We start from the raw sequence: 22,646 nt of genomic DNA on the forward strand, positions 1-22,646 counted from the left end.
CCACGGCGCGACGACTCTCCTCGGGAGCCGGTAGCGTGGCCCGGCGAATCGGCCTGGAACGAGCGAGGAGCCTGGTGACCACCCACAGCGGACGGGACGACGAGGCCCGTGAGGGCGTGATATTGCCCCCGGCGAACAGCGACCCCTGGCCGCCCACCCCCGCCTCGGCCGCCCCCTCGGCGGGCCAGCCGTGGGGCCAGCCGTGGGGCCCGGGGCAGCCGGGCGCGACCGGCGAGCCGCCGCGCCCCGCGATGTCGGCGCCGCCGGTGCCGCCGGTGCCGCCCGCGGCACCCGGCGGTGGTGAGGACACGGCCGCGATCCCGGCCGTCGAGGTCACCGCCCAGATACGGGCCCTCCCGCAGCACGGCACGCCGGAGCGGCCGGCGACGCCGCCGCCCGCCGCCGGCGGCCCGGAACACGCCCCGACCCAGCTCAGCCCGGTCGTGCCGGCCGGCCCGCCGGGACCCGCCCTCCCCAGACACGCGACGCCCGAGCGGCCGTCGACCCCGCCCGCGCCGCCGGCCCCCGCCCGTCTCGACCAGGCGGCGACCCAGCTCAGCCCTCAGGTCAGGCCCTCGGCCGGCGACAACGAGGCCCCGACCCAGCTGATCCCGCCCGTCCCGGCCGGCGGCGGCGCCGACGCCGCGCCGACGCAGGTCATCCCGCCGGTGCCGGCGAACGCCGGCGACGAGGCCGCCACCCAGCTCATCCCGCCGGTGCCGGCGAACGCCGGCGAGGCGCCCACGCAGTTGATTCCGCCGGTGCCGCCCGGCCAGGGCAGCGCGGCGAGCGAGGCCGCCACCACGCTCATGCCGCCCGTGCCCGCCGCCACCACCGACCAGGCCACCGCGCGGCTCGGGCGGCCCGTCGTCGACGACGCCACCACCCAGCTGCGCGCCGTCCGACCAGGACCCCGCCGACCGGCCGGCCACGCCGCGCCCCCGCCCCCACAACCCCCGCAGCCCCAGGGCCAGTTCAGCGCCCTGTTCGACCACGCGGCATCCGCCCGGCCCCCCCAGGGCCCGCCGCCGGCGGGCGGCTACCCTTACCCGCCCGCGCCGGCACCGCAGGCCGGCGGCGACCGGCGGAAGCCGTTCGGCATCGCGCTCGCCGTCATCGCCGGCTGCGCCGTGCTCGGCCTCCTCGGCGGCGCCCTGCTCGGCGGCGGTGACGAATCGCGGGAGCCGACGGTCGAGCAGACCGCCGAGACCGAAGAAGGCGGGAACCAGTCCGCCGAGGGCGACCCCTCGACCGACGCCTCGACCGACGCCGAAGCCGGGGCGGAGCCCGGCGCCGAGGCCGACGCGGAGGCCCGCGCCCAGGCCGAGGCGCTCTCCGCGCTGCTCGCCGACAGCAGCGCCAGCCGCGACTCCGTCATCCAGGCCGTCGCCGACATCGGCGGCTGCACCAACCTGGACGCCGCCGCGAACAACCTGCGCGCCGCCGCCGCCCAGCGCAACAGCCTCGTCGACCGCCTCAACACCCTGTCCCTGGACGCCCTCCCGGAGGGCGCCGCGCTCGCCGCCGCCCTGACCGAGGCGTGGCAGGCCTCCGCCGAGGCCGACGACCACTACGCGTACTGGGCCGACGAGGCCAGGACCGACCCCGCCGTCTGCCGGGGCGGCGGAGCCGGCCGCACCGACCGGACCAACCAGGGCGACGCCGCCAGCGGCCGCGCCACCACCGCGAAGGAGCGCGCCGCGCAGCTGTGGAACCCCATCGCCACCCAGTACGGCCTCCCGGAGCGAACGTCGAACGAGCTGTAGCCGTACGATCGTTTCCCGTGCAAGGTTCGGAAAGGTCTTCCCGTCAGCCCCGCCGCTCATCCACCATGGCAGGCATGCCGCTCAACGACATGCCCTGGTGGCGTTGGCGCGCGAACGTGCGCTCGGCGCTGCACATGCTCTCCGACCCCGCCTTCCAGCAGGGCGTCTGGCTCCCCGGCGTGCCCGGATACGGGGACGTGACGGACGCCGTCTACCGGCTGGTCGAGGACACCTGGCTGGACAACTGGTCGGCCGAGAAGTACGTCGGCACGGTCTTCCGGGACAGCCAGGAGGCCGCGCTGGTGGACGTCGCCGTGCTGCGCTTCCTACGGATCCTCCACCAGGTGGGGGCCGACGCGCCCGCCTCCGGGTACCTACAGCACCACGCCTGGCCCGAGGCGGTGCGGGCGGCCCGCGACGCCCACCTCAGGCTGGCGGCCAACGACGGTGAGGACCCGGACACGCCACCGCGCTCGCTCGACGAGCTGAGCGCGGTCCTGCACACCGTCTGAGCGGGTGAGCGGCCCCCGGCCGCGGTGTGCCAGGCTTGGCGGCATGACGTCCTCGCCCACGACCCCCGCGGCGGCCCCAGGGCCGCAGTACGTGCTCACCCTGTCCTGCCCCGACAAGCCGGGCATCGTGCACGCCGTGTCCAGTTTCCTCTTCATGACCGGCTGCAACATCGAGGACAGCCAGCAGTTCGGGGACCGGGACACCGGGCTCTTCTTCATGCGCGTGCACTTCGCGGCCGACGAGCCGGTCACGCTGGAGAAGCTGCGCGCCAGCTTCGCCGCGGTCGGGGACACCTTCCGGATGGACTGGCAGCTGCACCGGGCCGACGAGCGGATGCGGGTGCTGCTGATGGTCAGCAGGTTCGGGCACTGCCTGAACGACCTGCTGTTCCGCGCCAGGATCGGCGCGCTGCCGATCGAGATCGCGGGCGTCGTCTCCAACCACACCGACTTCGCCGAGCTGTCCGCCTCCTACGACGTCCCGTTCCACCACATTCCGGTCACCGCCGACACCAAGGCGGAGGCCGAGGCGCGGCTGCTGCGGATCGTCGAGGACGAGGAGGTCGAGCTGGTGGTGCTCGCCCGCTACATGCAGGTGATCTCCGACGACCTGTGCAAGCGGCTGCCGGGCCGGATCATCAACATCCACCACTCCTTCCTGCCGAGCTTCAAGGGCGCCAAGCCGTACCACCAGGCGCACGCCAGGGGCGTGAAACTGATCGGCGCCACCGCCCACTACGTGACGGCCGAGCTGGACGAGGGCCCGATCATCGAGCAGGAGGTGGAGCGCGTCGGCCACGGCCTCACCCCGTCCCAACTGGTCGCCGTCGGGCGGGACGTGGAGTGCCAGGCCCTGGCGCGCGCCGTCAAGTGGCACAGCGAGCGCCGCGTGCTGCTGAACGGCCGCCGCACCGTGGTGTTCGACTAGGCCCTGTCCGGTTCCTGAGGCTCACAGCCGGGACAGCGCGGCCGCCGCGCACAGCACGTCGCGGATCACCAGCGGGTCGCCCTCGCCGCCAGAGGCGGCCTCGTCGGGGGTGATGCGGCCGGCCACGAGCTGGCAGAAGACCACGTCGTCGAGTGCCACGTGGGCCACCGCCTCGCGGGCCGCGGTGCGGGAGACGGTGGCCACGGGCGAGTCGAGCGGTATGTAGAAGTGGCCGCCGCCCAGGCCCTCGACCTCCAGGTGGAGGGTGCGGCCCGGCGTGCCGGCCGTGGTGAGGCGGGCCTGGGAGACGGCGAGGCCCGCGCGGCGCCGGCGGGCGATGCTCTGCGGGAGGCGGCGCGCGGCCAGGTCGACCAGCTGCCGCAACTGTGGGCCGAGCGGCGGGTCGTAGGGGTACTCGACGGCGCGGGCGATGTCGTCGGCGTGCACCCAGCAGGCGAAGGCGCGGTCCAGGTAGGCGTCCGAGAGCGGCAGTTCCGGGCCGGTGCCCGGCAGCCGGTCGGGGTCGCCGAACCCGGCGCGGGGCACGGTGTGTTCGCCGGTCCTGCCGCCGGTGCCGGCCGCGGCGCGGACCAGTGCCTGGGTCTGCTCCCGCCAGGACCGCCAGGCGTCGGCCTCGCGACGCGCGCCCGCCCAGCGGGCGTCGGTGCGGGCGACGGGGTCGTCACCGGCGTCCGACAGGACGTCGGGCAGGCCGACGGCGCGGGCCAACAGGCCGTCCACGGCGAGCAGGTGGTCGAGCACCCCGGAGACGGTGGTGGTCCTGCCGAGCCAGCCGTCGTGGTCGTCGAACCAGCGCAGCTCCACGGGGGTGCGCCACTCGTCCTCGGTGATGTCGTTCAGCAGCGCGTCGAGGCGGGCGGCCTCGGAGTCGAGCGGCGCGGCCCAGGCGGGGACCGGCTGGGTCGCGGGCCGGCGGGCGAGGCAGCCGTCGAGCACCCGGGCGCGCAGCTTGGGGTCGAGGTCGAGGCTGCCCTGCGGCTGGAGCAGCAGGGCGGCGTCCCGCAGCCGCAGCGCCTCCTCGGCGCAGCGGCCGCAGTCGTTGAGGTGGGCCTCGACGCGCTCGGTGTCCTCCGGCGCGCAGGCGGACAGCGCCCAGGCGCCGAGCAGCGACATCAGCTCCTGGTGGTCGCCGGTCCCGGGATCTTCCGGCCGGTCCGCCATGGTCTCGTTCGCCTCCCTTCGCCGCGGGGTGACGGGCGCGGGGGTTCCCCGCCCGTCGGGTGGGGAACTCCGGTCGCGCGGCGAGGGTACGCGAGCCGGTCGGCCGTCGCGCGTCAGGGACTTCTCCCAGGGGGTGGGGGTCACGAGCCCTCCGCGGGCGAGGGCGAGGGCGAGGGCGAGGGCGACGGCGCTTCGGCGGTGTAGCGGTGGGCGGAGGAGAGCAGTTGCAGGCCGAGCCGCAGTCGGCGGCGCGCCTCGGCCTCGGTGATGCCGAGCCGGGCGGCCGTCTGGGCGCAGTCCTGCCGCTGGAACCTGGTGAGTTCGAGCGCGTCCCGCAGCGGCGCCGGCATGGCCGTGACGATGTAGTCGGCGCGGGCCGTGGTGGAGGCGGCGCGCACCTTGGCGGCCACCTCGTCGGGGTCACGGCCGACGCCGGGGCGGCGGCGCAGCCGGTCGACGGCGACGCGGTGGGCCTCCTCGGCGATCCAGGACCGCATCGGGCCGCGGCTCGGGTCGAAGGCGTGCGGGGACTCCCAGAGTCCGGCGAACACGTCGTGGGTCACGCCCGCCGTGAACTCCTCGTCGTCGAGGACGCGTTGGGCGATGCCGTAGGCGAGGGAGGCGAACCGGTCGTAGACCTCGGCGAGAGCGGTGGCCTCGCCGCGCCGCAACCGCTGGCACATGTCGCGGTCCCACTGTGGCGGCGTCTCGTGCGCCATCCGGCAACCTCTTCCCGCTTCCCGTCCGTCGGCGAACAACTCACGAGCCCGTCCGCGCGTCAAATGTAGTGCGCGGTGGTGTCCGGGCGCGCCCCCAGAGCGCTCACATCGTGGGGCGGGGGCGCGGTTCCCGTCAGACCATCCCTCGTTCGGGTGGCCGACATGGCTGGTTCGCGGCACATGCGTGCCGGCATATGACGCGTGGTCCCGCCGAAAGTGGGCAAGGGCGCTGAGGAGCGGGCGCGGAGTGGCCGGGCACGGTGAGCGGGCGAGTACAGAAGGGCAGCGGGCGGTGACGTTGAGAATGCGGGGAGAACAGCGGGGTGAGTGGACCGTGCTGCGGGTGGTCGGCGAGCTCGACCTGGCGACCTCGCCTGGCGTCCGCCAGCGCGTGCACGAGGCCGTCGCCGACGGGCGGCGTCGTCTGGTGCTCGACCTGTCCGAGGTGCTGTTCTGCGACTCGAGCGGGGTGGGGGTGCTGGTGGCGGCGCGCCGGTTGATGCGGTCGTGCGCCGGCGAGCTCAGGCTGATACTGCCGGCACGGGGCGCGGAGGACGGCTCGCACGTGAACCGGGTGCTGGCGGCGCTCGGCGTGCGCCGGCTCTTCGACTGCTACCCGGACCTGGACGCCGCGGTGGGGGACGCCGACGCCCCGCTGACGGCGTAGGCCCGCCTTCCTTCTGTTCGAACTCGTAACGATTCAGGGATCGTACAGTTCGCCACGGCCTTACTCCTTTGCGCCGGATTATTCCTCAAGCGCTTGTTGTCCGACTCGCCCGTCAATCATGCTGAGCGCAGCCGGGGTTGTGTCCCGGTGAAGGCGAATGGTCCGCCGGTTCGGATGGTGTGAACGGTGCAGGAGCTGGACGAACAACTGGAGGTCGCCCCCGAGCCCTCCGAGGTGGGGCGCGCCCGAAGGTGGGTGCGTGCGCAGCTGGGCCGGGGGCAGTCCTGTCCGGCCTGTCCCGACGAGTCGCAGACCGACACGCTGGTGCTGCTGGTGTCCGAGCTGGTCACCAACGCCGTGGTGCACACGGGCCGGCCGGCGCTGCTGCGGCTCGCCGTGCGGGAGCCCGACTCGGTCCGGCTCGAGGTGGTGGACGACAGCGCGCGCGCCCCGCGGCCGCGGCGCGCGGCGGGGGAGGACACGGGCGGCCGCGGCCTGGAGCTCGTGGAGTTGCTGGCCGACCGCTGGGGGTGGCAGGAGGAGGGGGCGGGCAAGCGGGTCTGGTGTGAGCTGACGTGCCCGCCGGCCCGGCGCGCGCCGGGTGGTGGGGAGCGGCGCCGCGAGCCGCGAGGGGAACGGAAGGTTCCGGCCAGGTATTGACGAGCCGTGCTGGCTTGATCACCCTGAGGAAGGGTTCCGGCGGATCCCTCGGAGGCGGGATCTGGCGGATTGGGGTGATGCGTTGCGAGGGGACGTCGAGGTCGTCGGCCCGGTCGCGGGTGGACCTCGGCGAGTACGGATCACCGGTTGGGCCCCCTCCTCCGCGCGGGGGAGGGGCGCTCAGCGCCGCCGGGCGATGGCGGCGGCGATCTTCTCGGCGTCCCTGGCGATCTCGCGGAGCATCCCGCTGATGGGGTTGGTGAATCCGGTGAAGTAGAGCCCGGGCGCCGCCGGGTGGTTCTGTCTACCGTGCACCAGCGGTCTGCCTCTGCCGTCGAGGAGCCCGAGGTGGCCGACGAGCGGCTCCAGGCCGCGCCGGTACCCGGTGGCGGCGATCACCACCTCGGGGGTGATGGTCGCGCCGTCCGCCAGCGTCACCTTGGCGCCGTCGAACGAGGACACGGCGGCGACCGGCCGCACCAGGCCCTTCCGCACCGCCTTGACCAGGCCGACGTCCTGCACCGGGATGGCGCCCTCGCGCACCCGCGAGTAGAGGCCGGTGGTGGGGCGCGGCAGCCCGTGCCGGCTGAGGTCGGGGACGGTGCGCTCGACCGGCCTGGCCAGCACGTCGACGAGCCGGACCGGGAGTCGCCGCACCAGGATCGCGCTGGCCTGGCTCGGCCAGCCGAGGGTGGAGCGGCGCATGATGTGCGGCGCGGTCCGCACCGCGAGCCTGACCTGGCCCGCGCCGCCGAGGGCGAGGTCGGCGGCTATCTCGGCGCCGGTGTTGCCGACGCCGACGACCAGGACGTCCTTGCCGGCGAACGGCGCCGGGTCGCGGTAGTCGGCGGCGTGCAGCAGCTGGCCGGGGAAGCCCTCCATGCCGGGCCAGTCGGGCAGCCGGGGGGTGTGGTTGTAGCCGGTGGCGACGACCACGGCCGGGGCGCGCAGCAGGCGGCCGCCGTTGGCCTCCAGGACCCATCCGGCGCCGTCCGCGGCGCGGGATATGTGGGAGACCTCGACGCCGTGCGCCAGGTCGATCCGGTGGTGGTGCGCGTACTGCTCCAGGTAGCGGACGAACGCCTCCCTGGGGACCCAGCGGCCGGCGGAGCGCGGGATGCGCAGGCCGGGGAGCGAGGACCAGCGGCGGGTGGTGTGCAGCCGGAGCCGGTCGTAGTGGCCGCGCCAGGACGAACCGACGGCGTCCGCCTTGTCGACGACGACGGTGCGCACCCCGCGGCGGCCGAGCGCGGCGGCGACGGCGAGGCCGCCTGGACCTGCGCCTATGACGTACACGGGGGTGGTGTTCTGGCCCGGTTCACGGGGCGGCTGCGGCATGGCGTCGAGCATACGCAGCCGGTCCGACAGCTGACAGAGGGTGCGCGGCGCCGGACGCGGCGGCGCGCGTGGGGGCGTGCCGGCCCGGTGACAGGGGCCGGGCGGCGGCGCCCCGGGGCGTCGTCGCTACTTGGTGGTCGGCTTGCGGCCCGTGACGCCGAGGTAGACGAGCAGCGCCAGCGCGGGACGCAGGTCGGCCTGCTTGGCGCCGAGCGACTGGAGGCTCTTGGGCTGCGAGGAGACAGCGGCCAGCATGGTGACGAGCGAGCCGGCGACGGCCACGGGGGGCGCGCCTCCGTCCGCCGCGCGCCCGCGCGTGCGCAGCTCGTCGATGGAGTCGGTGAGCGGCTTCACGACCGCTCCCTGCACCCGGGTCCTGATCCGGACGAATCGCCGGTCGCCCTCCGCCGCGCCCAGATCGATGACGCGCAGGATGGCGTCGTGTTTGCGCCAGAAGGCGAGGAAGCCGTCCACCAGGTCCTCCGCCGTCTGCCAGCCGGCCTTGCCGGCCCAGGAGCGGCCCTCGACGAGCTCGGCGAGGGCGGCGCTCTCGCGCAGCGTCTCCTCGGCGATCTCCAGGACCGCGGCCTCGACATCCGGGAAGTACTGGTAGAAAGTGGCCGGTGACGTGCCCGCTTTGCGTGCTACGTCGATCACCTTGACGTCTCGGTAGGGGGAGCTCCCCAGCATCTTGCCCAGGCAGTCGAGGAGCTTCTGCCGCGTTGCCTGACCTCTGCGGCCGGCGACCCGGCCGTCGACGGTCGTTACCTGTCCTGTCATGCAAGTCAGCTTATCTACGCGCGATCACGGCGCGATTTGATCGCCGCCGAATGGGGGGCGGCTCCGGATGTTTCATGACAGAAAGCTCATTCCCGACCCCGGGTTCGCCACGGCCTCCCGCTGAGGGAAGAATCGTCCCGGAGGTCCGCAGGTGTCGGTGGGCAATGAGATGCTGCGTAGGGCGGCGAAGCGGAGCCCGGACGGGGAGGTGTCAGGCACGTGGTGGAGCAGCTGACGCAGCACGATCCGCGGCGGATCGGGCCGTTCGAGGTGCTCGGCCGGCTGGGCGCCGGAGGCATGGGCCTGGTGTACCTGGCCCGGTCGGCGTCCGGGCGGCGGGTGGCCATCAAGACGGTGCGCAGCGAGCTCGCCGAGGACCAGTTGTTCCGGGTCCGCTTCACGCGTGAGGTGGAGGCGGCGCGCGCCGTCTCCGGCTTCTACACGGCCGCCGTGGTCGACGCCGACCCGCGGGCCGCCGTGCCCTGGCTGGCCACCGCCTACGTGCCGGCCCCCTCCCTGGAGGAGATCGTCAGTCAGTGCGGGCCGCTGCCGGTGCCCGCGGTGCGCTGGCTCGCGGCCGGCATCGCCGAGGCGCTGCAGTCCATCCACGGCGCCGGCCTGGTGCACCGGGACATGAAGCCGTCCAACGTGCTGGTCGTCGAGGACGGCCCCCGGGTGATCGACTTCGGCATCGCCTCCGGCGTCTCCAACACCCGCCTGACCATGACCAACGTGGCGGTCGGCACCCCCGCCTACATGTCGCCCGAGCAGGCGCGGGACTCGCGCAGCGTCAGCGGCGCCAGCGACGTGTTCTCGCTGGCCTCGACCCTGGTCTTCGCCGCCACCGGACACCCGCCCTACCACGGGGCGAACCCGGTGGAGACGGTGTTCATGCTGCTGCGGGAGCGACCCGACCTGTCGGGGCTGCCCGACGAGCTGCGGCCGATGATCGAGTCGCTGATGGCGCACAAGCCGGATGAGCGGCCGACCCCGGCCGACCTCCAGGCCGAGCTCGCCCCCCACCTCTTCGCCGCCAGCGACGACGGCGGCAGCGCCTCGGCCTGGCTGCCGCCGGCCGCGGTGGCGCTGATCGAAGCGCGCAGAGGCCGGGCGCCGGCGGCGGTGCCGGCGGCGCCGTCCCCGTCCCCCTCCCCGCCACCGCCGTCGGTCTCGCCCTCGGCGCCGGTCCCGGTGCCCGGCCTCACCCCGCCGCCGATGCCGACCGCGCCGCCGCCCATGCCGTCCTCGCCGCCGACCCCGCCGCCCGCCGGGCCCCCCGTCGCGGCCGCCCCGCCACCGCCGGCCCCCGCGCCGACCGACGACCCGGTGCGGCTGCCGGGCGCCCGGGTCCCGATCGGCCCGGGACCGCAGCGCGGTGAGCCCGCGGGACCCGACGACCACCTGGTGCCGCACTCGCCCGACTGGGCCCGCCCGCCCACGGCCGCCCCGGCGGCCCCCATGGCCAGCCCCCGCACCGCCCACCCGGGCCAGCAGGTCACCGGCGCCCCGGCCGTGGCCCCGCCAGCCCAGGCGCAGGCCCCGGCCCGCTGGCGGCCGTGGCGGTTCCGGATGAACAACGACCTGTGGGGCTCGCCCGTCGTCCGCGACGGCCTCCTCTACGTCACCTCCTTCGAGGTACACGCGCTCGACGTGGCCAGCGGCCGGCGCCAGTTCAAGACCCGCGAGGTCGCCTGGTCGATGGCCGTCAGCGGCGGCCGGGTGCTCGCCTCGGACGGCCCGAGCCTCTACGCGCTGGACGCCACGGACGGCACCGACCGCTGGCGGATCGCGATCGACGGCTGGATCTACGCCCTGCGCGCCGACCGCGGCACCGTGGTCACCGCCACCAGGGGCGGCGGCGTCCAGGCCTGGGAGGCGGCCAACGGCGAGCAGCTGTGGGAGCTCTCCGGCGCCCAGACCGACTTCGAGACCCAGGACACCGCGCCCGTCGTGCACGGCGGCGTGGTCTACCTGTGGGGCGAGGGCCTGCTCTACGCCCTGGAGGCGCGCACGGGCGCCGAGCTGTGGCGGCACCCCGTGGGCGACACCTCGGTGACGGGCGGCGTCCCGGTCCGCGTCGCCCCCACGGACGACGGCGTGGTGTACGTCAGCGCCGGCTCCCGCGTGCTGGCCCTCGACGCGGGCACCGGCGCCGAGCGGTGGCGCTTCGACGCCCCGGCGGCGATCCTCTGCCCACCGACGTACGAGTCGCCGCGCAGCCGGGCGGCCGGCATCTACTTCGCGGACTACCTCGGCACGGTCTACGCGCTCGACGTCACCACCGGCGACGACCGCTGGCGCATCGCCACGGAGGCCCGCGCCGGCACCGACCCGGTGCTGGTCGCCGACGGCCTGGTCCACCTGGGCAGCGGCTCGGCGATGTACACGCTGGACGCGGTGAGCGGCACCCCACGCTGGCGCTTCGCGGCCGGCGCCGCGATCGTCGGCTCCCCGGTGGTGAGCGGCGGCCGCCTGCACTTCGGCTCCGAGGACCACTGCCTGTACACGCTGGACGCGGTCAGCGGCCGCCTCAGCTGGAAGCTGGAGACCGGCGGCGCGATCACCGGGACACCGGCGGCGTCGGACGGCATGGTCTTCGCGTGCAGCAAGGACCACTGCGTCTACGCCCTCGACGCGGCCCGCGGCACGCGGCAGGCGCAGGCGTAGCAAGCGGCGCCGCTGCGCGGGGCCGCGCCCACCCACCCGCGGTTTCGCTGCGCGCTGTGCGGAAGCGGTGGCCCGCCGGCCGGCGCCGCGCCCACCCACCCGCCCTTGGCGGGTGGCCTCGCGCAGCAGGGCCGCATGGCCCGGCGGCGAAGCCGCCGCGGGCCCACGGCCCTGCCGGGCCGTGCACCGCGCGCAGCGCGGGAAAGGGCGGGCGGGTGGGGGAACCCCCGGCGCGAAGCGCCACCGCGGGCCCGGCCCTGCGGCCGCCACCGCGCGGAGCGCGGAAAGGGCGGGCGGTCGGGTGAAAGCCTGCGTGGAGCGCCGCACCCGGGCGGCGCAGCCGCTCATCCGCGTGCAGCGCGAAACAGGGCGGGTGGGTGGGGGGAACCCCGGCGGCGTGGCCGCCGCGCAGCGCCACCCCGCGCGGAGCGCGGAACGAAGGGCGGGTGGGGGGGAACCCCGCGTGGGGCGCCGGCCGCGTAGGCGCGGCGCTCAGCGAATCAGCGGCGTGTCAGCCGCGTATCAGCGCGGCCTCGCAGGCTATGCCGCAGCGGTTCTCACCTCCGGCTCACGCCGGGCGGGTACCCGGGCCGTTTCCCCCTCGAGAAGGAGGCAGTGCGATGGAGATCAAGGTCAAGAAGGTCGAGGCCGTCAAGGCGACGCAGAACCCGGCCACCTGAGCCACCGTCAACTGACGGCCTTCGTGGGGAGGGTGGGCGCCTGGCCGTGGCGCTCACCCTCCCCGCGGCCTTTCGTGAGAGAACGGCACGGACAGGGGAGACGATGCGAGTCGTCCTGAAGGAATGCGTGTGGGAGACGGTGGGCGACGACATCGTCGTGGTCGCCGACGCCCGTGAGGCGATCACGCTCAGCGACCCGGAGGGGCAGATCGCCGCGCTGCTCGGGGAGTTGAGCCGGGGGCCGCGGACCGCGGCCGAGTTGAGCGTCGCGTTGGCCAGGCACGGGCACGTCCTGAGCGAGTCCGAGGTGGCCCAGGGCCTGACCGGACTCGACGCCCTCGGCCTGGTGGAGGACGCCGACGGCCGGTGGACGGGGGACGCGGCCGTGGACGCGCGGCACTTCTCCAACCTGTCGTTCTTCGGCGCCTACGCGGGTCTTGACCGGCCGCGGGCCGAGTTCGTGCGGCGGCTGCGCGCCGCGCACGTGCTGGTGCTCGGGGTCGGGGGTGGCGGTTCCGCGTTGGTGCAGTGCCTGGCGGGCCTGGGCGTCGGCCGGCTGACCCTGGTGGACCGCGATCACGTCGAGCCGAGGAACTTCGCCCGCCAGTTCCTCTACCGGCACCGGGACATCGGCCGGTCCAAGCCCGAGCGGGCCGCCGAGTGGGTGCGCGAGTACGACCCGACGATCGAGGTGCGGGCCGTGGAGCGCTGGATCACGAGTGCCGCGGACCTCGCCGACCTGGCCGAGGGCGTGGACCTGATCGCCGGCGGCGTCGACGGGCATCCGGACGCCGGTCTGTGGGTGAACGAGGCGGCGGCGCGGGCGGGTGTGCCGTTCGTGGGCGGTGGCGGAACGCCGTCGCAGATCATGTACCAGTCGGTGATCCCGGGCCGCACCCCCTGCCTGGCCTGTGACGCCGCCGACCGCCCGGACCCGGACAGCTCGGCCGGCACCGCCCTGCGGCTCGCCGAGAAGATCGAGCTGAGCAACCCCCTCACCGGGCCGATGGCCACGCTGATCGGCTCGCTGGTGGCGTTCGAGGCCAAGCGGCACCTGACCGGCTTCGAGCCTCCGCGTGCCGCCGGCGGGCGGGTGGTGCTCGACCTCCGCGAGGGCCTGGTCCCCGAGTGGCAGCCGTTCGTCGCCGACCCCGACTGCGCCGTGTGCGCGCTGGCGAGGGGCCGGCGCCCATGACGACGACGGTGCGGCTTCGGCCGCTGAGCGTGGTGCCCGAGGGCGACGACGAGGTACTCGTCGGGGACCCGGCCACCGGCACGTTCGTGACCATCCCCGCGGTCGGCGGCGTGGTGATCGCCGCCCTGCAGCGCGGCGCGACCCTGGACGAGGTGGCCGCCGAGGCCGAGGCGTTCGCCGGCCAGCCGGTGAACATCCCGTCGTTCGTCGAGACCTTGGGGGAGCTCGGCTTCCTCGCGGGCGAGGACGAGGCGGACGCGGCGCCGGAGCCGGCGAAGAACGCGCCGATCCAGGCGCGGCGTTGGATGACGGCCATCCGGCCGGAGACCGTCCGCCCGTTCTTCGGGCCTGTGGCGTGGGCCTGTTACGCCGCCTGTCTGCTCTTCGCGATCGGCGTGTTCGTGGCCCGGCCCGGGCTGCTGCCACATCCGGGCGAGGACGCCTTCGTCTTCGACGACATCGGCGTCAGCGCGCTGGCCTGGGTGCCGTTCGTGTGGTTCGCGGCGGCCAGCCACGAGTGCGGCCACTGGTTGGCCGCGCGGGCGCTCGGCATCCAGACCCGGTTCGGCATCGACCGCCGCACGATCATGCTGGTGTTCGAGACCGACCTGACCCAGCTGTGGACGGTGCCGCGCCGGCAGCGCTACGGCCCGCTGCTCGGCGGCCTCGCCGTCGACTCGGTGCTGCTCGCCGTGCTGCTCGCCGGCCGGCTCGCCATCGACACCGGCGCCTGGGCGCCCCCCGGCACGGTCGACTCGCTGCTCGCCGCCTGGGTGTTCGCGAAGGTCGTCCAGATGCTCTGGCAGTCCATGGTCTTCCTGCGCACCGACCTCTACGCGGTGCTGGTCAACGCGCTCGGCTGCCACAACCTGTGGCGGGTCAAGTCGCTGCTGCTGCGCCGCGCGTTCGGGCGGCTCTCACCCGAGCAGGCCGCCGAGTTGGCGGAGGCGTCCGAGGCCGATCTGCGGGTGGGGCGCTGGTTCCGCTGGCTGTGGCTGGTCGGCCTCCTCGGGGTGACCGCCTGGTTCTCGCTGCTGGTGCCGATGTTCGTCGAGTACCTGGTCTGGGCGGCCGACGGGCTGGCCGAGGGCCCGCTGTCGGGCCGGTTCTGGTACAGCCTGCTGTGCGCGGGGCTGTTGCTCGGCGCGGAGGCGTTCGCGATCGGCCTGGCGGCCTGGGAGTTGGTGCGCCGGCTCACCGGCCGCCGGCCGACGCCCGCCGGGTAGCCGCCGGGCCGCCCGACCGCTGCTCGGCGTCGAGCCCGGCGAGGGCGGCGCGGACCTCGTCCGCGTCGCCCGGCGCCAGGTCCTCCAGCAGGGTCAGGGCTCGCCGCAGTGTCTCCCGGCCCTCGGTCAGCCGGCCGGTCGACAGCTGTGCCGCGCCGAGCCGCCCCAGGGTGCGGCCGGCGAGCGCCGGTTCCCAGTCGCCGCGCCGGTCGAGCGAGCGCTGGTAGTGGTCGACGGCCTGCTCGTAGTGGCCGAGCCGGTGGTGGATGTAGCCCAGGCTGTCCAGGGTGGCCGACTCCCCGGGCCCGTCGTCGAGTTCGCGGTGGATCGCCAGCGCCGCCTGACAGCTGGCCAGTGCCTCCCGGTACTTGCCCAACTGGGCCTGGAACCAGCCCACGTTGTTCATCGCCCGGCCCTCGCCGCCCCGGTGTTCCGCGCGCCGGTAGAGGAGCAGGGCCTGCTCGTTGTGGTGGACCCCGGCCGCGTAGTCGCCTTCCCGGTCGCGCAGCAGGCTGCGGTAGATGTGGGTCACCGCCTGCCCGACGGGGTCCTCGGCCGCGCCGAACAGCCGGTAGGCCGCCTCCAGGCGCTCCTCGCACCCGCTCGCCTCGCCGAGCCTGATCAACGCGTGCACCAGGCCGATCTCGGCGTGCGCGAGCGCCCGCGGGTCGCCGAGCCGGCGGGCCGCGTCCAGCGCGATCCGGTGGGTGGCGGCCTGCGCCTGCGAGTAGCCGTGTTGGGAGAGGAACCCCCGGCTGGCGCAGGCGAGTTGCCAGGCGTGGGTGTCGAAGCCGCCGCGCGCCGCCTGCCGGACGGCGATCAGCAACGCCTGGTGCTCGGCGAGGAACCAGCGCACCGCGTGGGCGACGGTGGTGATCGGCGGCACGGTCACCCCGGGTCTCGGGGGCGGGAGTTCGACGGGCACCCGGTGGTAGGGGTCGAGCTGCTGGTCGCCGAGGCTGGCGCTGTGCAGGTAGTAGTCGAGGAGCCGGTGGAGCGCCGCCCGCCGCTCGTCGGCGCTGTCCAACTCCTGCGTCAGCTCCTCCGCGTAGGCCCACAGCAGGTCGTGCCAGCCGTAGCGGCCCGGTGTCCGCTCCCACGCCAGGTGCGCCCTGGCCAGCTCCGACAGCAGCTGGTGCGCGGCGCGCGGCGTGATGCCGGCCAGGCTGGCGGCCCCCGCCACGGAGATCTCCGGGACCTGGGTGAGCCCGAGCAGCCGGAAGAGCCGGGCGGCGTCCTCGCTCAGCGCCTGGTAGGACCAGGAGAACACGGTGCGGACGCTGGCGCCCGAGTCGCCGCCGTCGAAGACGTCGAGCGAGCCGATCGAGCCGAGTGGGTCGAGCGCTCCCGAGGGGCCGAGCGGGCCCGGGGTGTCCCACTCCCCGGTGCCCGAGCCGTCGTCGAGGCCCGAGGTGAGCGCGTGCAGCGGGAACCCGGGGCGCGCGCCCGCCCTGGCCGCCACGATCGCCAACGCCAGGGGCAGCCCGGCGCAGCGGGCCACGATGTCGTCGACGGCGTCCCGCTCGGCCGAGACCTTGTCCTGGCCGAGGCGCCGCACCAGCAGCTCCCGGGCGTCGGTGTCGGCGAGCAGCCCGAGCGGCAGGGTGCGCGCCCCCTCGGCCGCCGCGAGGCCGGTGAGCTCGGCGCGGCTGGTCACCAGCACCACGCAGCCGGGGGAGTTGGGGAGCAGCGGCCGCACCTGGTCGGAGTCGAGCGCGTTGTCCAGCAGGATCAGCATGCGGCGGTCGGCGAGGAGGCTGCGGTAGAGCCCGACCTGGGCGTCGACGGAGGCCGGGATCCGCTGCGTCGGCACGTCCAGCGCGTCGAGGAAGAGCCGTACCGCCTCGGCCGGCGGCCTGGCCAGCCGGGTGGGACCGAAGCCGAGCAGGTTCACGTAGAGCTGGCCGTCGGGGAAGTGGTCCCTCGACCGGTGCGCCCAGCGCACCGCGAGCGCGGTCTTGCCGACGCCGCCGGTGCCGGCGATCACGCCCACCGGCGTGCCGACGGCCCGGCCGGCCGCCGCGTCCCGTGGCGGCAACAGGGCGTCGAGCGCGGCAAGCTCGGCCTCCCGGCCGATGAACGTCTCGGTGTCGGGCGGAAGTTGGCGCGGCACCCGGGGCACCGCCCGGGTGGCCACCGGGGCCTGCTCGGTGCGCGGGGCGGTGGCCGGCCAGGTGGTTTCCCGGTCGGCGAGGATCGCCTGGTGCAGGCGTTGCAGCTCGTCACCCGGCTCGATGCCCAGGTCGTCGGCGAACCTGCGGCGCACCCGCCGGAACACCTCCAACGCCTCGGCCCGCTGCCCGGCCCGGTGCAGGGCCACCATCAGCAGGCACACCAGTCGCTCCCGCAGCGGGTGTTCCGCCAGCAGCGGGGAGAGCTCGGCGGCCACCGCCGCGTCGCGGCCGAGCGCCAGGTCGGCCACCGCCAGCATCTCCACGGCGGCCAGCCGCTCCTCCTCGAGGCCGGGCGCGATCGCCTCCGGCAGCCACGCGCCGGCGACGTCCACCAGCGGCGGCCCGCCCCGCCACAGCGCAAGCGCGGCGCGCAACGACTCGGCCGCGTCGGCGGCCTGGACGTCGGTGCCGCGTGCCTGCCGCACCTGGCGGCGGAAGCGGTGCAGGTCGATCGCCTCGGCCTCGACCCGCAGCGTGTAGCCGCGCACCGAGGTGGCCAACTCGACCTGCGGGAACTGCCCGAGCACCCGCCGCAGCCGGGACACGGTGCCCTGCAGCGAGTTCCGCGCGGTGGCCGGCGGCGTCGCCCCCCACAGCGCCGTCACCAGCCGGTCGACGGCCACCACCCGGCCCGGATCGAGCAGCAGGGCGGCCAGCACCGTCCGCTGCTGCGCGGTGGCCGGGCCGAGCCGCTGGCCGCGATACCAGACCCCGACGGGCCCCAGGAGCCGAAACTCAAGGCCGTCCCCGATGCCGTCCCCGTTGCCGTTCACGATTTCCCCTTCGCGCCGCGGCCGGTGCCGATGGCGAGCAATCTAGCTCTCGAAAGCGCCCCGGAGCAGGGGTGATTCACGAGGTCACAGCGGCAAAGAGCCGTTGCCCTTTCAACCGTCCACGACGCCCTCCGGGTCACGCTCCTCGGTGAGCTCCGCGATCCTGGCCCTGACCGGCGCCGCCTCGCCGGGCGCCATCGCGTCGAGCAGTTCCAGCGCGCGCCGCAGGGTGGCGAGTCCGGCCGCGCGCCGGCCGGCGGCCAACTGGGCCTCGCCGAGCCGGCTCAGGGTGAGCGCCGCCGGTACCCGGCGCGCGTCCCGCCGCCACCGCAGCGCCCGCTCGTAGTAGTCGATGGCCTCCTCGTGCCGGCCCATCAGGTGGTGGATGTAGCCCAGGCTGTCCTGCGCCGCGGCCTCCCCGGCCAGGTTGCCCTGCTCCCGCTGGATGTCGAGCGCCTCCTCACAACACCGCAACGCCATCTCGTAGGAGCCCAACTGGGCATGGCACCAGCCGATGTTGTTCATGCTGCGGGCCTCGCCCGAGCGGTGGCCGGCCTGCCGGTACAGCAGCAGCGCCTGCTCGTTGTGGTGCAGCCCGGTCGCGTAGTCGCCGTCCCGGTCCTGCAGCATGCTCAGGTAGATGTGGCTGACCGCCTGCCCGACCAGGTTGCCGGTCTCCGCGAACAGCAGCAGCGCGGAACCCAGGTGGGCGTCCGCCTCCTCGTCGGAACCGAGCCGCATCAACGCCTGCCCGAGCCCCAGGTGCGCGTGCGCCCGCGCGTTGGAGTCGCCGACGCGGCCCGCCGCCGTCAGCGCGATGCGGTGGCTGGTCGCCTGGTCCTCCAACTGCCCCTGCTGGGTGAGGTAACCCCGCAGCACGCTCGCCAACTGCCAGGCGTGCGCGTCGAAACCGAGCAACTGCGCCTGCCGGATCGCGGCCAGCAGCAGCGGGCACTCGCGTCCGAACCAGGCCCGCGCCTGCGCCTCGTCGGTGATCCGCGCCGGGGTGACGCCGGGCCGGGGCGGCGTGGGCACCAACGGGATCCGGTGGTGCTCGTCCAGGTACTCGGCGCCGGTGGCCGCGCTCGTCAGGTAGTGGTCGAACAGCCGGTGCCTGGCCTCCTGCCGCTCCACCCCGGAGTCCTGCGCCTCGGTCAACTCCCGCGCGTACACCCACAGCAGGTCGTGCCACCCGTAGCGGCCCGGCGCCCGCTCGATCGTGAGGTGGGCCCGACCCAGCTCCGCCAGCAGCCGGTTGGCCTGCCGCACCGGCACCCCGGCGAGGCTGGCGGCACCGGCCACCGAGATCTCCGGGCCGCGCAGCAGCCCCAACAGGCGGAAGAGCCGGGCCGCTTCCCGGCTGAGCGCCCGGTAGGACCACGAGAAGACGGTGCGCACGTTGGCGGCCGGATCACCGCCGTCGAACACGTCGAGCCCCGCCACGGCCCCGTCGAGCCCACCGATCAGCGCCTCCAGGCCGAAGCCGGGCCTCGCCTGGGTACGGGCCGCGACGATGGACAGCGCCAACGGCAGTCCCGCGCACCGCGAGACGACGTCGCCCACCACGTCCTCGTCCGCCGCCACCTGCCGCGCGGCGAGCCGCCGCAGCAGCAACTCCCGGGACTGCGCGGCGGACAGCACGTCGAGCGGCAGCGTCCGCGCGCCCTCGGCGGCGATCAGCGCCGTCGGCTCCACCCGGCTGGTGACCAGCACCAGGCAGCCGGGCGACCCGGGCAGCAGCGGCCGCACCTGCTCGGAGTCGGCCGCGTTGTCCAGCAGGATCAGCATCCGCCGGCCGGTCATCAGGCTGCGGTAGAGGCCCACCTGCGCCTCGACGGACACCGGTATCCGCTGCGGCGGCACGCCCAGCGCGTCGAGGAACAGCCGCACCGTCTCGGCGGGCGGCCTGGCCAGCTGGGTCGGGCCGAAGCCCAGCAGGTCCACGTAGAGCTGCCCGTCCGGGAACCGCCTGCGCGCCCGGTGCGCCCAGTGCACGGCCAGCGCCGTCTTGCCCACCCCACCGGCGCCGGTGATCACGCAGACCGCCGCCCGCCCCGAGGGACGGGGCCCGGACGTCGGGAACATGCTGTCCAGGGCGGCGAGTTCCTGCTCCCGCCCGGTGAACGCCTCGGTGTCGGGCGGCAGCTGGTGCGGGACCGGCACAGGCTCGGACCCCGCGCCCTGCCCGACGAGGCCCACCCTGGGGTCGCCGCCGACCAGTTCCAGCGGCAGCTCGCGGCCGTCCGCGATCGCCTCGTACATCCGCCGCAGCCGACCGCCCGGCTCTATGCCGAGATCCTCGGCGAACCGCTCCCTGGCCCGCCGGTAGACGGCCAACGCGTCGGCCCGCGCGCCGCTGCGCTGCAACGCCGCCATCAACAGGGCCAACAGGCTTTCGCGGAGGGGATGTTGGGCGACGAGGGTGCGCAGCTCCGAGGCCACCTCCTGATGCCGCCCCAACGACAGTTCGAACTCGGCCCGCTGCTCGACCGCCGAAAGCCGCTCCTCGTCGATCCCCGGCGCCACCTCCTCCGGCAGCCACCGGCCCGCGACGTCCGCCAGCGCCGGCCCGTGCCACAGCGCCAACGCCGACCGCAACAGCGACGCCGCGCGCTCCGGATCCCGGTCCCCGGCCGACGCCCGCCGCACCAACTCCCGGAACCGGTACAGGTCCACCTGCCGCCGGTGGACGGTCAGGCAGTAGCCGTCCCGCGTGTCGCTCACCTCGGGACCGCCGAGCGGCGCCACCATCCGCCGCAACCGCGCCACATGCGCGCGCACCGCCTCGGCCGCCTTCTGCGGCCGCACGTCCCCCCACAGCGCGTGCACCAGCCGCCGCTCCGGCACGGCCCGGCCGGCGTCCAGCAACAGGACCGCCAACACACTCCGTTGCGGCGCCGTGACGGGCCCGATCCGCCGCCCGGCGTGCCAGACACCGACAGGTCCCAAGAGCCGGAACTGCACCCCGTCCACGATCGCTCCAGCGGTAAGCGCGGGCCAGTTGTTGTCGAGACCCGCCAGCCTAGCGGCCTGCGGCCCGCACAGCCGCGTACCGCCTCCGGCGGTCTCGCGTACTTCCATGGCCCGCGCTGCGCGCGAGGCGCGAACAGGGCACGGCCGGTGCAGCCGGCACGGCCGCGTGGTGCCGCGCCCACCCACCGCCCTCGGCGGTGGCCTCGCGCGGCAGTGTGAAAAGGACGGGCGATGGGCCCGCGCAAAGCGCCGCGTACGCGCGGCAGCGCGAAGCCGCGGGGCGCGGCCGTTATCGCGCGGTAGCGCGGGTATGCGCGGGTAAGGGTGGGCGGGTGGGGCAACTCCCCCGCGCGGAGCGCCGCGTCCGCGCACCGGCGGCGCAGCCGCCACCGCGCGGCAGCGCGAAGAGGGCGGGTGGGTGGGGGAGGCCCGCGCGCGCGGCGCGCGGCTCCCACCGCGCCAGCGTCTCGGCCCACCCCCCGGCCGCCGCCCAGGCGACCGGTAGCCTGCGGCAGCATGACGCGTACCGCACTCGTCGGAGTCACCACCCTCGTCGCGCTGGAGACGCTCCGCCTCACCGGGACGGCGTTCGGCGAGGCGACGACGGTCGGCACGCTGCTGGTGGTGGCCTTCGCCGCCCTCGGCGCCGGGCCCGTCGCCTGGTGGCTCGGCCGGCGCCGCGCCCTGCCGGCGGCTCTCGGCGCGCTCGCCGCGCTCCGGCTGCTGCTCCAGGTCCCCGCCCTCCGCGGCCTGTTCCTGGTCGCGCTCACCACCGCCGTGGCCCTGGTCACGCTGCTGCTCGCCGCCCGCCGGGCGGGCCCGCGCCGCACCGGCCGCGCCGTCGCCCTCGCCGTGGCGTTCGACGTCGCGCTGCGGCTGCCGCTCGACCTCCTCGACCCCGTCAGGTACGGCGGGTTCCCCGGCTGGTCGGTCGCCCTCGTACTGGCCGCCGCGCTCGGCGTCCTCGCCCGGCGCCTCCACCTGACCACCCCGTCCGACGGGCCGCTCCGGCCGCCGGCCGAGGCCGCCCGGGCGCTCGCCACCGTCGCCCCCTGGGGCGAGATACGCGGCGCCGTCCCCGCCACCGCGCTGCTCGGCCCCGCCCTCGGGCTCTACGCCACCGTGCTCGCCTCACCAGGGCACCTCGGCGCGCAGGCCGACCTGTCCGTCGTCGTGGCCGGCCTGTGGGTCGCCGCCGGCGCCCTGCTCGGCGTCGTCGCGCTCTCGCTGCCGCTGCCCGGGCCCCGGTGGGCGGTCCCCGCCGTCCTCGCCGTCGCCGTGCCGGCCGCCGTCCTGCTGCCGTGGGCCGCGCTGCCCGCCACCGTGCTCGCCCTCGCCGCCCTGCCGGTCACCCTGCGCCGCGCCGTGTCGCTGCCACTCCCCGGGCCCGTCACCGCGCACGCGGCGGCCGCCGCGCTGGCCGCCCTGCTGGTCACGCTGCCGGTCCAACCGCCGTTCCCCACCTGGCTGTTCCCCACCCTCGCCGGTCTCGGCACGGCCTGGGCCGCCAGCCGCCTGCCGGTTCCCGCGCCGTTGCCGCGCCCGTTCCTGCCGGTGGTCCTCGCGACCCTGCTGCTCGCCGCCCCGCCGCTGGCCGGCGCGCTGCGCGCGGGACCCGAGCCGCTGTCCACGGACACCGCAGGCGGCATGTACCGGATGCTCAGCTGGAACGTGCACCAGGCGAGGGCCATGGACGGCGAACTCGACCCGGGGGCGGTCCTCGACACCATCCGCGCGTCCGGCGCGCAGGTCGTGCTGCTCCAGGAGGTTCCCAGGGGCCGCCCGGGATCCGGCGGGTTCGACCTGGTCGACTGGCTGGAGCGGCGTCTCGACGTGACCGCCGTCTGGTCCCCGGAGCGCGACCGGCTGTCCGGCAACGTCATCCTCACCAGCCTCCCGGTCCTCGACGCGCGGACCGGCGACCTGGCCAGCGACCGCTCGTACGCCGCCGCCGACCTCCGGCTCACGGACGGCGAGACCGCCCGGGTCGTCACCGCCCACGGCTCCCCGTTCCCCGAGGTCTTCGAGAACCTGCTGCGCGCCACCGGCGACGGCACGCACACCGTGCTCGCCGGGGACCTCAACGCCGAGCCCGGCTCGGCCGAGATCGAGGCGGTGCTGGCAGCCGGCCTGCACAGCGCGCAGGACGAGGCGCGCGACCCCGAACTCCGGGACCGCGACACCGCCGTCGGCCCGTCCCGCCGTGTCGACTGGATCTTCGGCGCCCGCGACGTCTCCTTCGGCGACCTCACCCTCACCGACACCGACGCCTCCGACCACCTGCCGATGGCCGTCACCGTCTACCTGGACTGACCGACGGGCGTCGGCGCCGGCGGGTACGCTCGCTCGGTCCGTGACCTCCCTCCGTGGGCCCCGTCGAGCGAGGCGGAGGACCAGTGCGCCATG

15 protein-coding genes are annotated in these 22,646 nt (G+C 75.5%); 9 read left to right on the plus strand and 6 right to left on the minus strand.

The window, feature by feature from the left end; all coding sequences use genetic code 11:
* The first annotated feature begins 74 nt into the window (after positions 1-74).
* From ACFWI8_RS04290 to purU, 3 genes are all read left to right on the plus strand, one after another.
* On the plus strand, positions 75-1,766 hold the full coding sequence (locus ACFWI8_RS04290; RefSeq protein WP_387085421.1) for a hypothetical protein: 1,692 nt from the start codon (positions 75-77) through the stop codon (positions 1,764-1,766).
* 65 nt (positions 1,767-1,831) lie between these two features.
* Entirely contained in the window at positions 1,832-2,278 is a 447-nt protein-coding gene (locus ACFWI8_RS04295; protein WP_387085424.1) for a hypothetical protein, read from the plus strand.
* A gap of 43 nt (positions 2,279-2,321) precedes the next feature.
* The gene (gene purU / locus ACFWI8_RS04300) at positions 2,322-3,206 is read left to right on the plus strand and encodes a formyltetrahydrofolate deformylase (protein WP_311600219.1); all 885 of its coding nucleotides are present in this window, start codon (positions 2,322-2,324) and stop codon (positions 3,204-3,206) included.
* 21 nt (positions 3,207-3,227) lie between these two features.
* Here purU and ACFWI8_RS04305 read toward each other — a convergent pair whose 3' ends face one another.
* A complete protein-coding gene (locus ACFWI8_RS04305; protein ID WP_387085428.1) occupies positions 3,228-4,388 on the minus strand; it encodes a zf-HC2 domain-containing protein in 1,161 nt (386 codons plus the stop codon).
* 140 nt (positions 4,389-4,528) lie between these two features.
* Positions 4,529-5,107 (minus strand): RNA polymerase sigma factor, encoded by a 579-nt coding sequence (locus ACFWI8_RS04310; RefSeq protein WP_387085431.1) that lies wholly within the window; start codon positions 5,105-5,107, stop codon positions 4,529-4,531.
* Positions 5,108-5,411: 304 nt separating this feature from the next.
* Between ACFWI8_RS04310 and ACFWI8_RS04315 the strand changes: the two genes are divergently transcribed.
* Positions 5,412-5,774 (plus strand): STAS domain-containing protein, encoded by a 363-nt coding sequence (locus ACFWI8_RS04315; RefSeq protein ID WP_387085434.1) that lies wholly within the window; start codon positions 5,412-5,414, stop codon positions 5,772-5,774.
* 186 nt (positions 5,775-5,960) lie between these two features.
* Positions 5,961-6,434 (plus strand): ATP-binding protein, encoded by a 474-nt coding sequence (locus ACFWI8_RS04320; protein WP_387085437.1) that lies wholly within the window; start codon positions 5,961-5,963, stop codon positions 6,432-6,434.
* A gap of 180 nt (positions 6,435-6,614) precedes the next feature.
* On the opposite strand, the gene ACFWI8_RS04325 is transcribed toward ACFWI8_RS04320, so the two are convergent.
* A complete protein-coding gene (locus tag ACFWI8_RS04325) occupies positions 6,615-7,772 on the minus strand; it encodes a flavin-containing monooxygenase (RefSeq protein ID WP_387085440.1) in 1,158 nt (385 codons plus the stop codon).
* 126 nt (positions 7,773-7,898) lie between these two features.
* Complete coding sequence (locus tag ACFWI8_RS04330; protein ID WP_387085443.1) at positions 7,899-8,552, minus strand: TetR family transcriptional regulator; 654 nt, start codon at positions 8,550-8,552, stop codon at positions 7,899-7,901.
* A 219-nt stretch (positions 8,553-8,771) separates the two neighbouring features.
* Here ACFWI8_RS04330 and ACFWI8_RS04335 point away from each other — a divergent pair, with 219 nt between their 5' ends.
* From ACFWI8_RS04335 to ACFWI8_RS04345, 3 genes are all read left to right on the plus strand, one after another.
* Positions 8,772-11,219 (plus strand): PQQ-binding-like beta-propeller repeat protein, encoded by a 2,448-nt coding sequence (locus tag ACFWI8_RS04335; RefSeq protein ID WP_387085446.1) that lies wholly within the window; start codon positions 8,772-8,774, stop codon positions 11,217-11,219.
* Between the two features lie 783 nt (positions 11,220-12,002).
* The gene (locus ACFWI8_RS04340) at positions 12,003-13,094 is read left to right on the plus strand and encodes a HesA/MoeB/ThiF family protein (RefSeq protein WP_387085449.1); all 1,092 of its coding nucleotides are present in this window, start codon (positions 12,003-12,005) and stop codon (positions 13,092-13,094) included.
* Positions 13,091-14,320 (plus strand): hypothetical protein, encoded by a 1,230-nt coding sequence (locus tag ACFWI8_RS04345; RefSeq protein WP_387085452.1) that lies wholly within the window; start codon positions 13,091-13,093, stop codon positions 14,318-14,320. Before ACFWI8_RS04340 ends, ACFWI8_RS04345 begins: the two co-directional genes overlap by 4 nt.
* Here the strand turns inward: ACFWI8_RS04345 and ACFWI8_RS04350 are convergent.
* Positions 14,289-17,267 (minus strand): BTAD domain-containing putative transcriptional regulator, encoded by a 2,979-nt coding sequence (locus ACFWI8_RS04350; RefSeq protein ID WP_387085455.1) that lies wholly within the window; start codon positions 17,265-17,267, stop codon positions 14,289-14,291. The genes ACFWI8_RS04345 and ACFWI8_RS04350 overlap by 32 nt on opposite strands.
* A 111-nt stretch (positions 17,268-17,378) precedes the next feature.
* On the minus strand, positions 17,379-20,150 hold the full coding sequence (locus tag ACFWI8_RS04355; RefSeq protein ID WP_387085458.1) for a BTAD domain-containing putative transcriptional regulator: 2,772 nt from the start codon (positions 20,148-20,150) through the stop codon (positions 17,379-17,381).
* Positions 20,151-20,756: 606 nt separating this feature from the next.
* On the opposite strand from ACFWI8_RS04355, the gene ACFWI8_RS04360 reads away from it, so the two are divergent.
* Positions 20,757-22,553 (plus strand): endonuclease/exonuclease/phosphatase family protein, encoded by a 1,797-nt coding sequence (locus ACFWI8_RS04360; protein ID WP_387085461.1) that lies wholly within the window; start codon positions 20,757-20,759, stop codon positions 22,551-22,553.
* The last annotated feature ends 93 nt before the right edge of the window (positions 22,554-22,646 follow it).

Source organism: Streptomyces sp. NPDC127098, from assembly GCF_042722465.1.
Taxonomy (GTDB): domain Bacteria; phylum Actinomycetota; class Actinomycetes; order Streptomycetales; family Streptomycetaceae; genus Streptomyces; species Streptomyces millisiae.

What these genes read in the sequence shown, in the direction of transcription:
- ACFWI8_RS04330 (WP_387085443.1), bottom strand. Translation starts at nt 8,552, where the DNA reads ATGACAGGACAGGTAACGACCGTCGACGGCCGGGTCGCCGGCCGCAGA.
- purU (WP_311600219.1), top strand. Translation starts at nt 2,322, where the DNA reads ATGACGTCCTCGCCCACGACCCCCGCGGCGGCCCCAGGGCCGCAGTAC.
- ACFWI8_RS04345 (WP_387085452.1), top strand. Translation starts at nt 13,091, where the DNA reads ATGACGACGACGGTGCGGCTTCGGCCGCTGAGCGTGGTGCCCGAGGGC.
- ACFWI8_RS04310 (WP_387085431.1), bottom strand. Translation starts at nt 5,107, where the DNA reads ATGGCGCACGAGACGCCGCCACAGTGGGACCGCGACATGTGCCAGCGG.
- ACFWI8_RS04295 (WP_387085424.1), top strand. Translation starts at nt 1,832, where the DNA reads ATGGCAGGCATGCCGCTCAACGACATGCCCTGGTGGCGTTGGCGCGCG.
- ACFWI8_RS04360 (WP_387085461.1), top strand. Translation starts at nt 20,757, where the DNA reads ATGACGCGTACCGCACTCGTCGGAGTCACCACCCTCGTCGCGCTGGAG.
- ACFWI8_RS04315 (WP_387085434.1), top strand. Translation starts at nt 5,412, where the DNA reads ATGCGGGGAGAACAGCGGGGTGAGTGGACCGTGCTGCGGGTGGTCGGC.
- ACFWI8_RS04325 (WP_387085440.1), bottom strand. Translation starts at nt 7,772, where the DNA reads ATGCCGCAGCCGCCCCGTGAACCGGGCCAGAACACCACCCCCGTGTAC.
- ACFWI8_RS04305 (WP_387085428.1), bottom strand. Translation starts at nt 4,388, where the DNA reads ATGGCGGACCGGCCGGAAGATCCCGGGACCGGCGACCACCAGGAGCTG.
- ACFWI8_RS04340 (WP_387085449.1), top strand. Translation starts at nt 12,003, where the DNA reads ATGCGAGTCGTCCTGAAGGAATGCGTGTGGGAGACGGTGGGCGACGAC.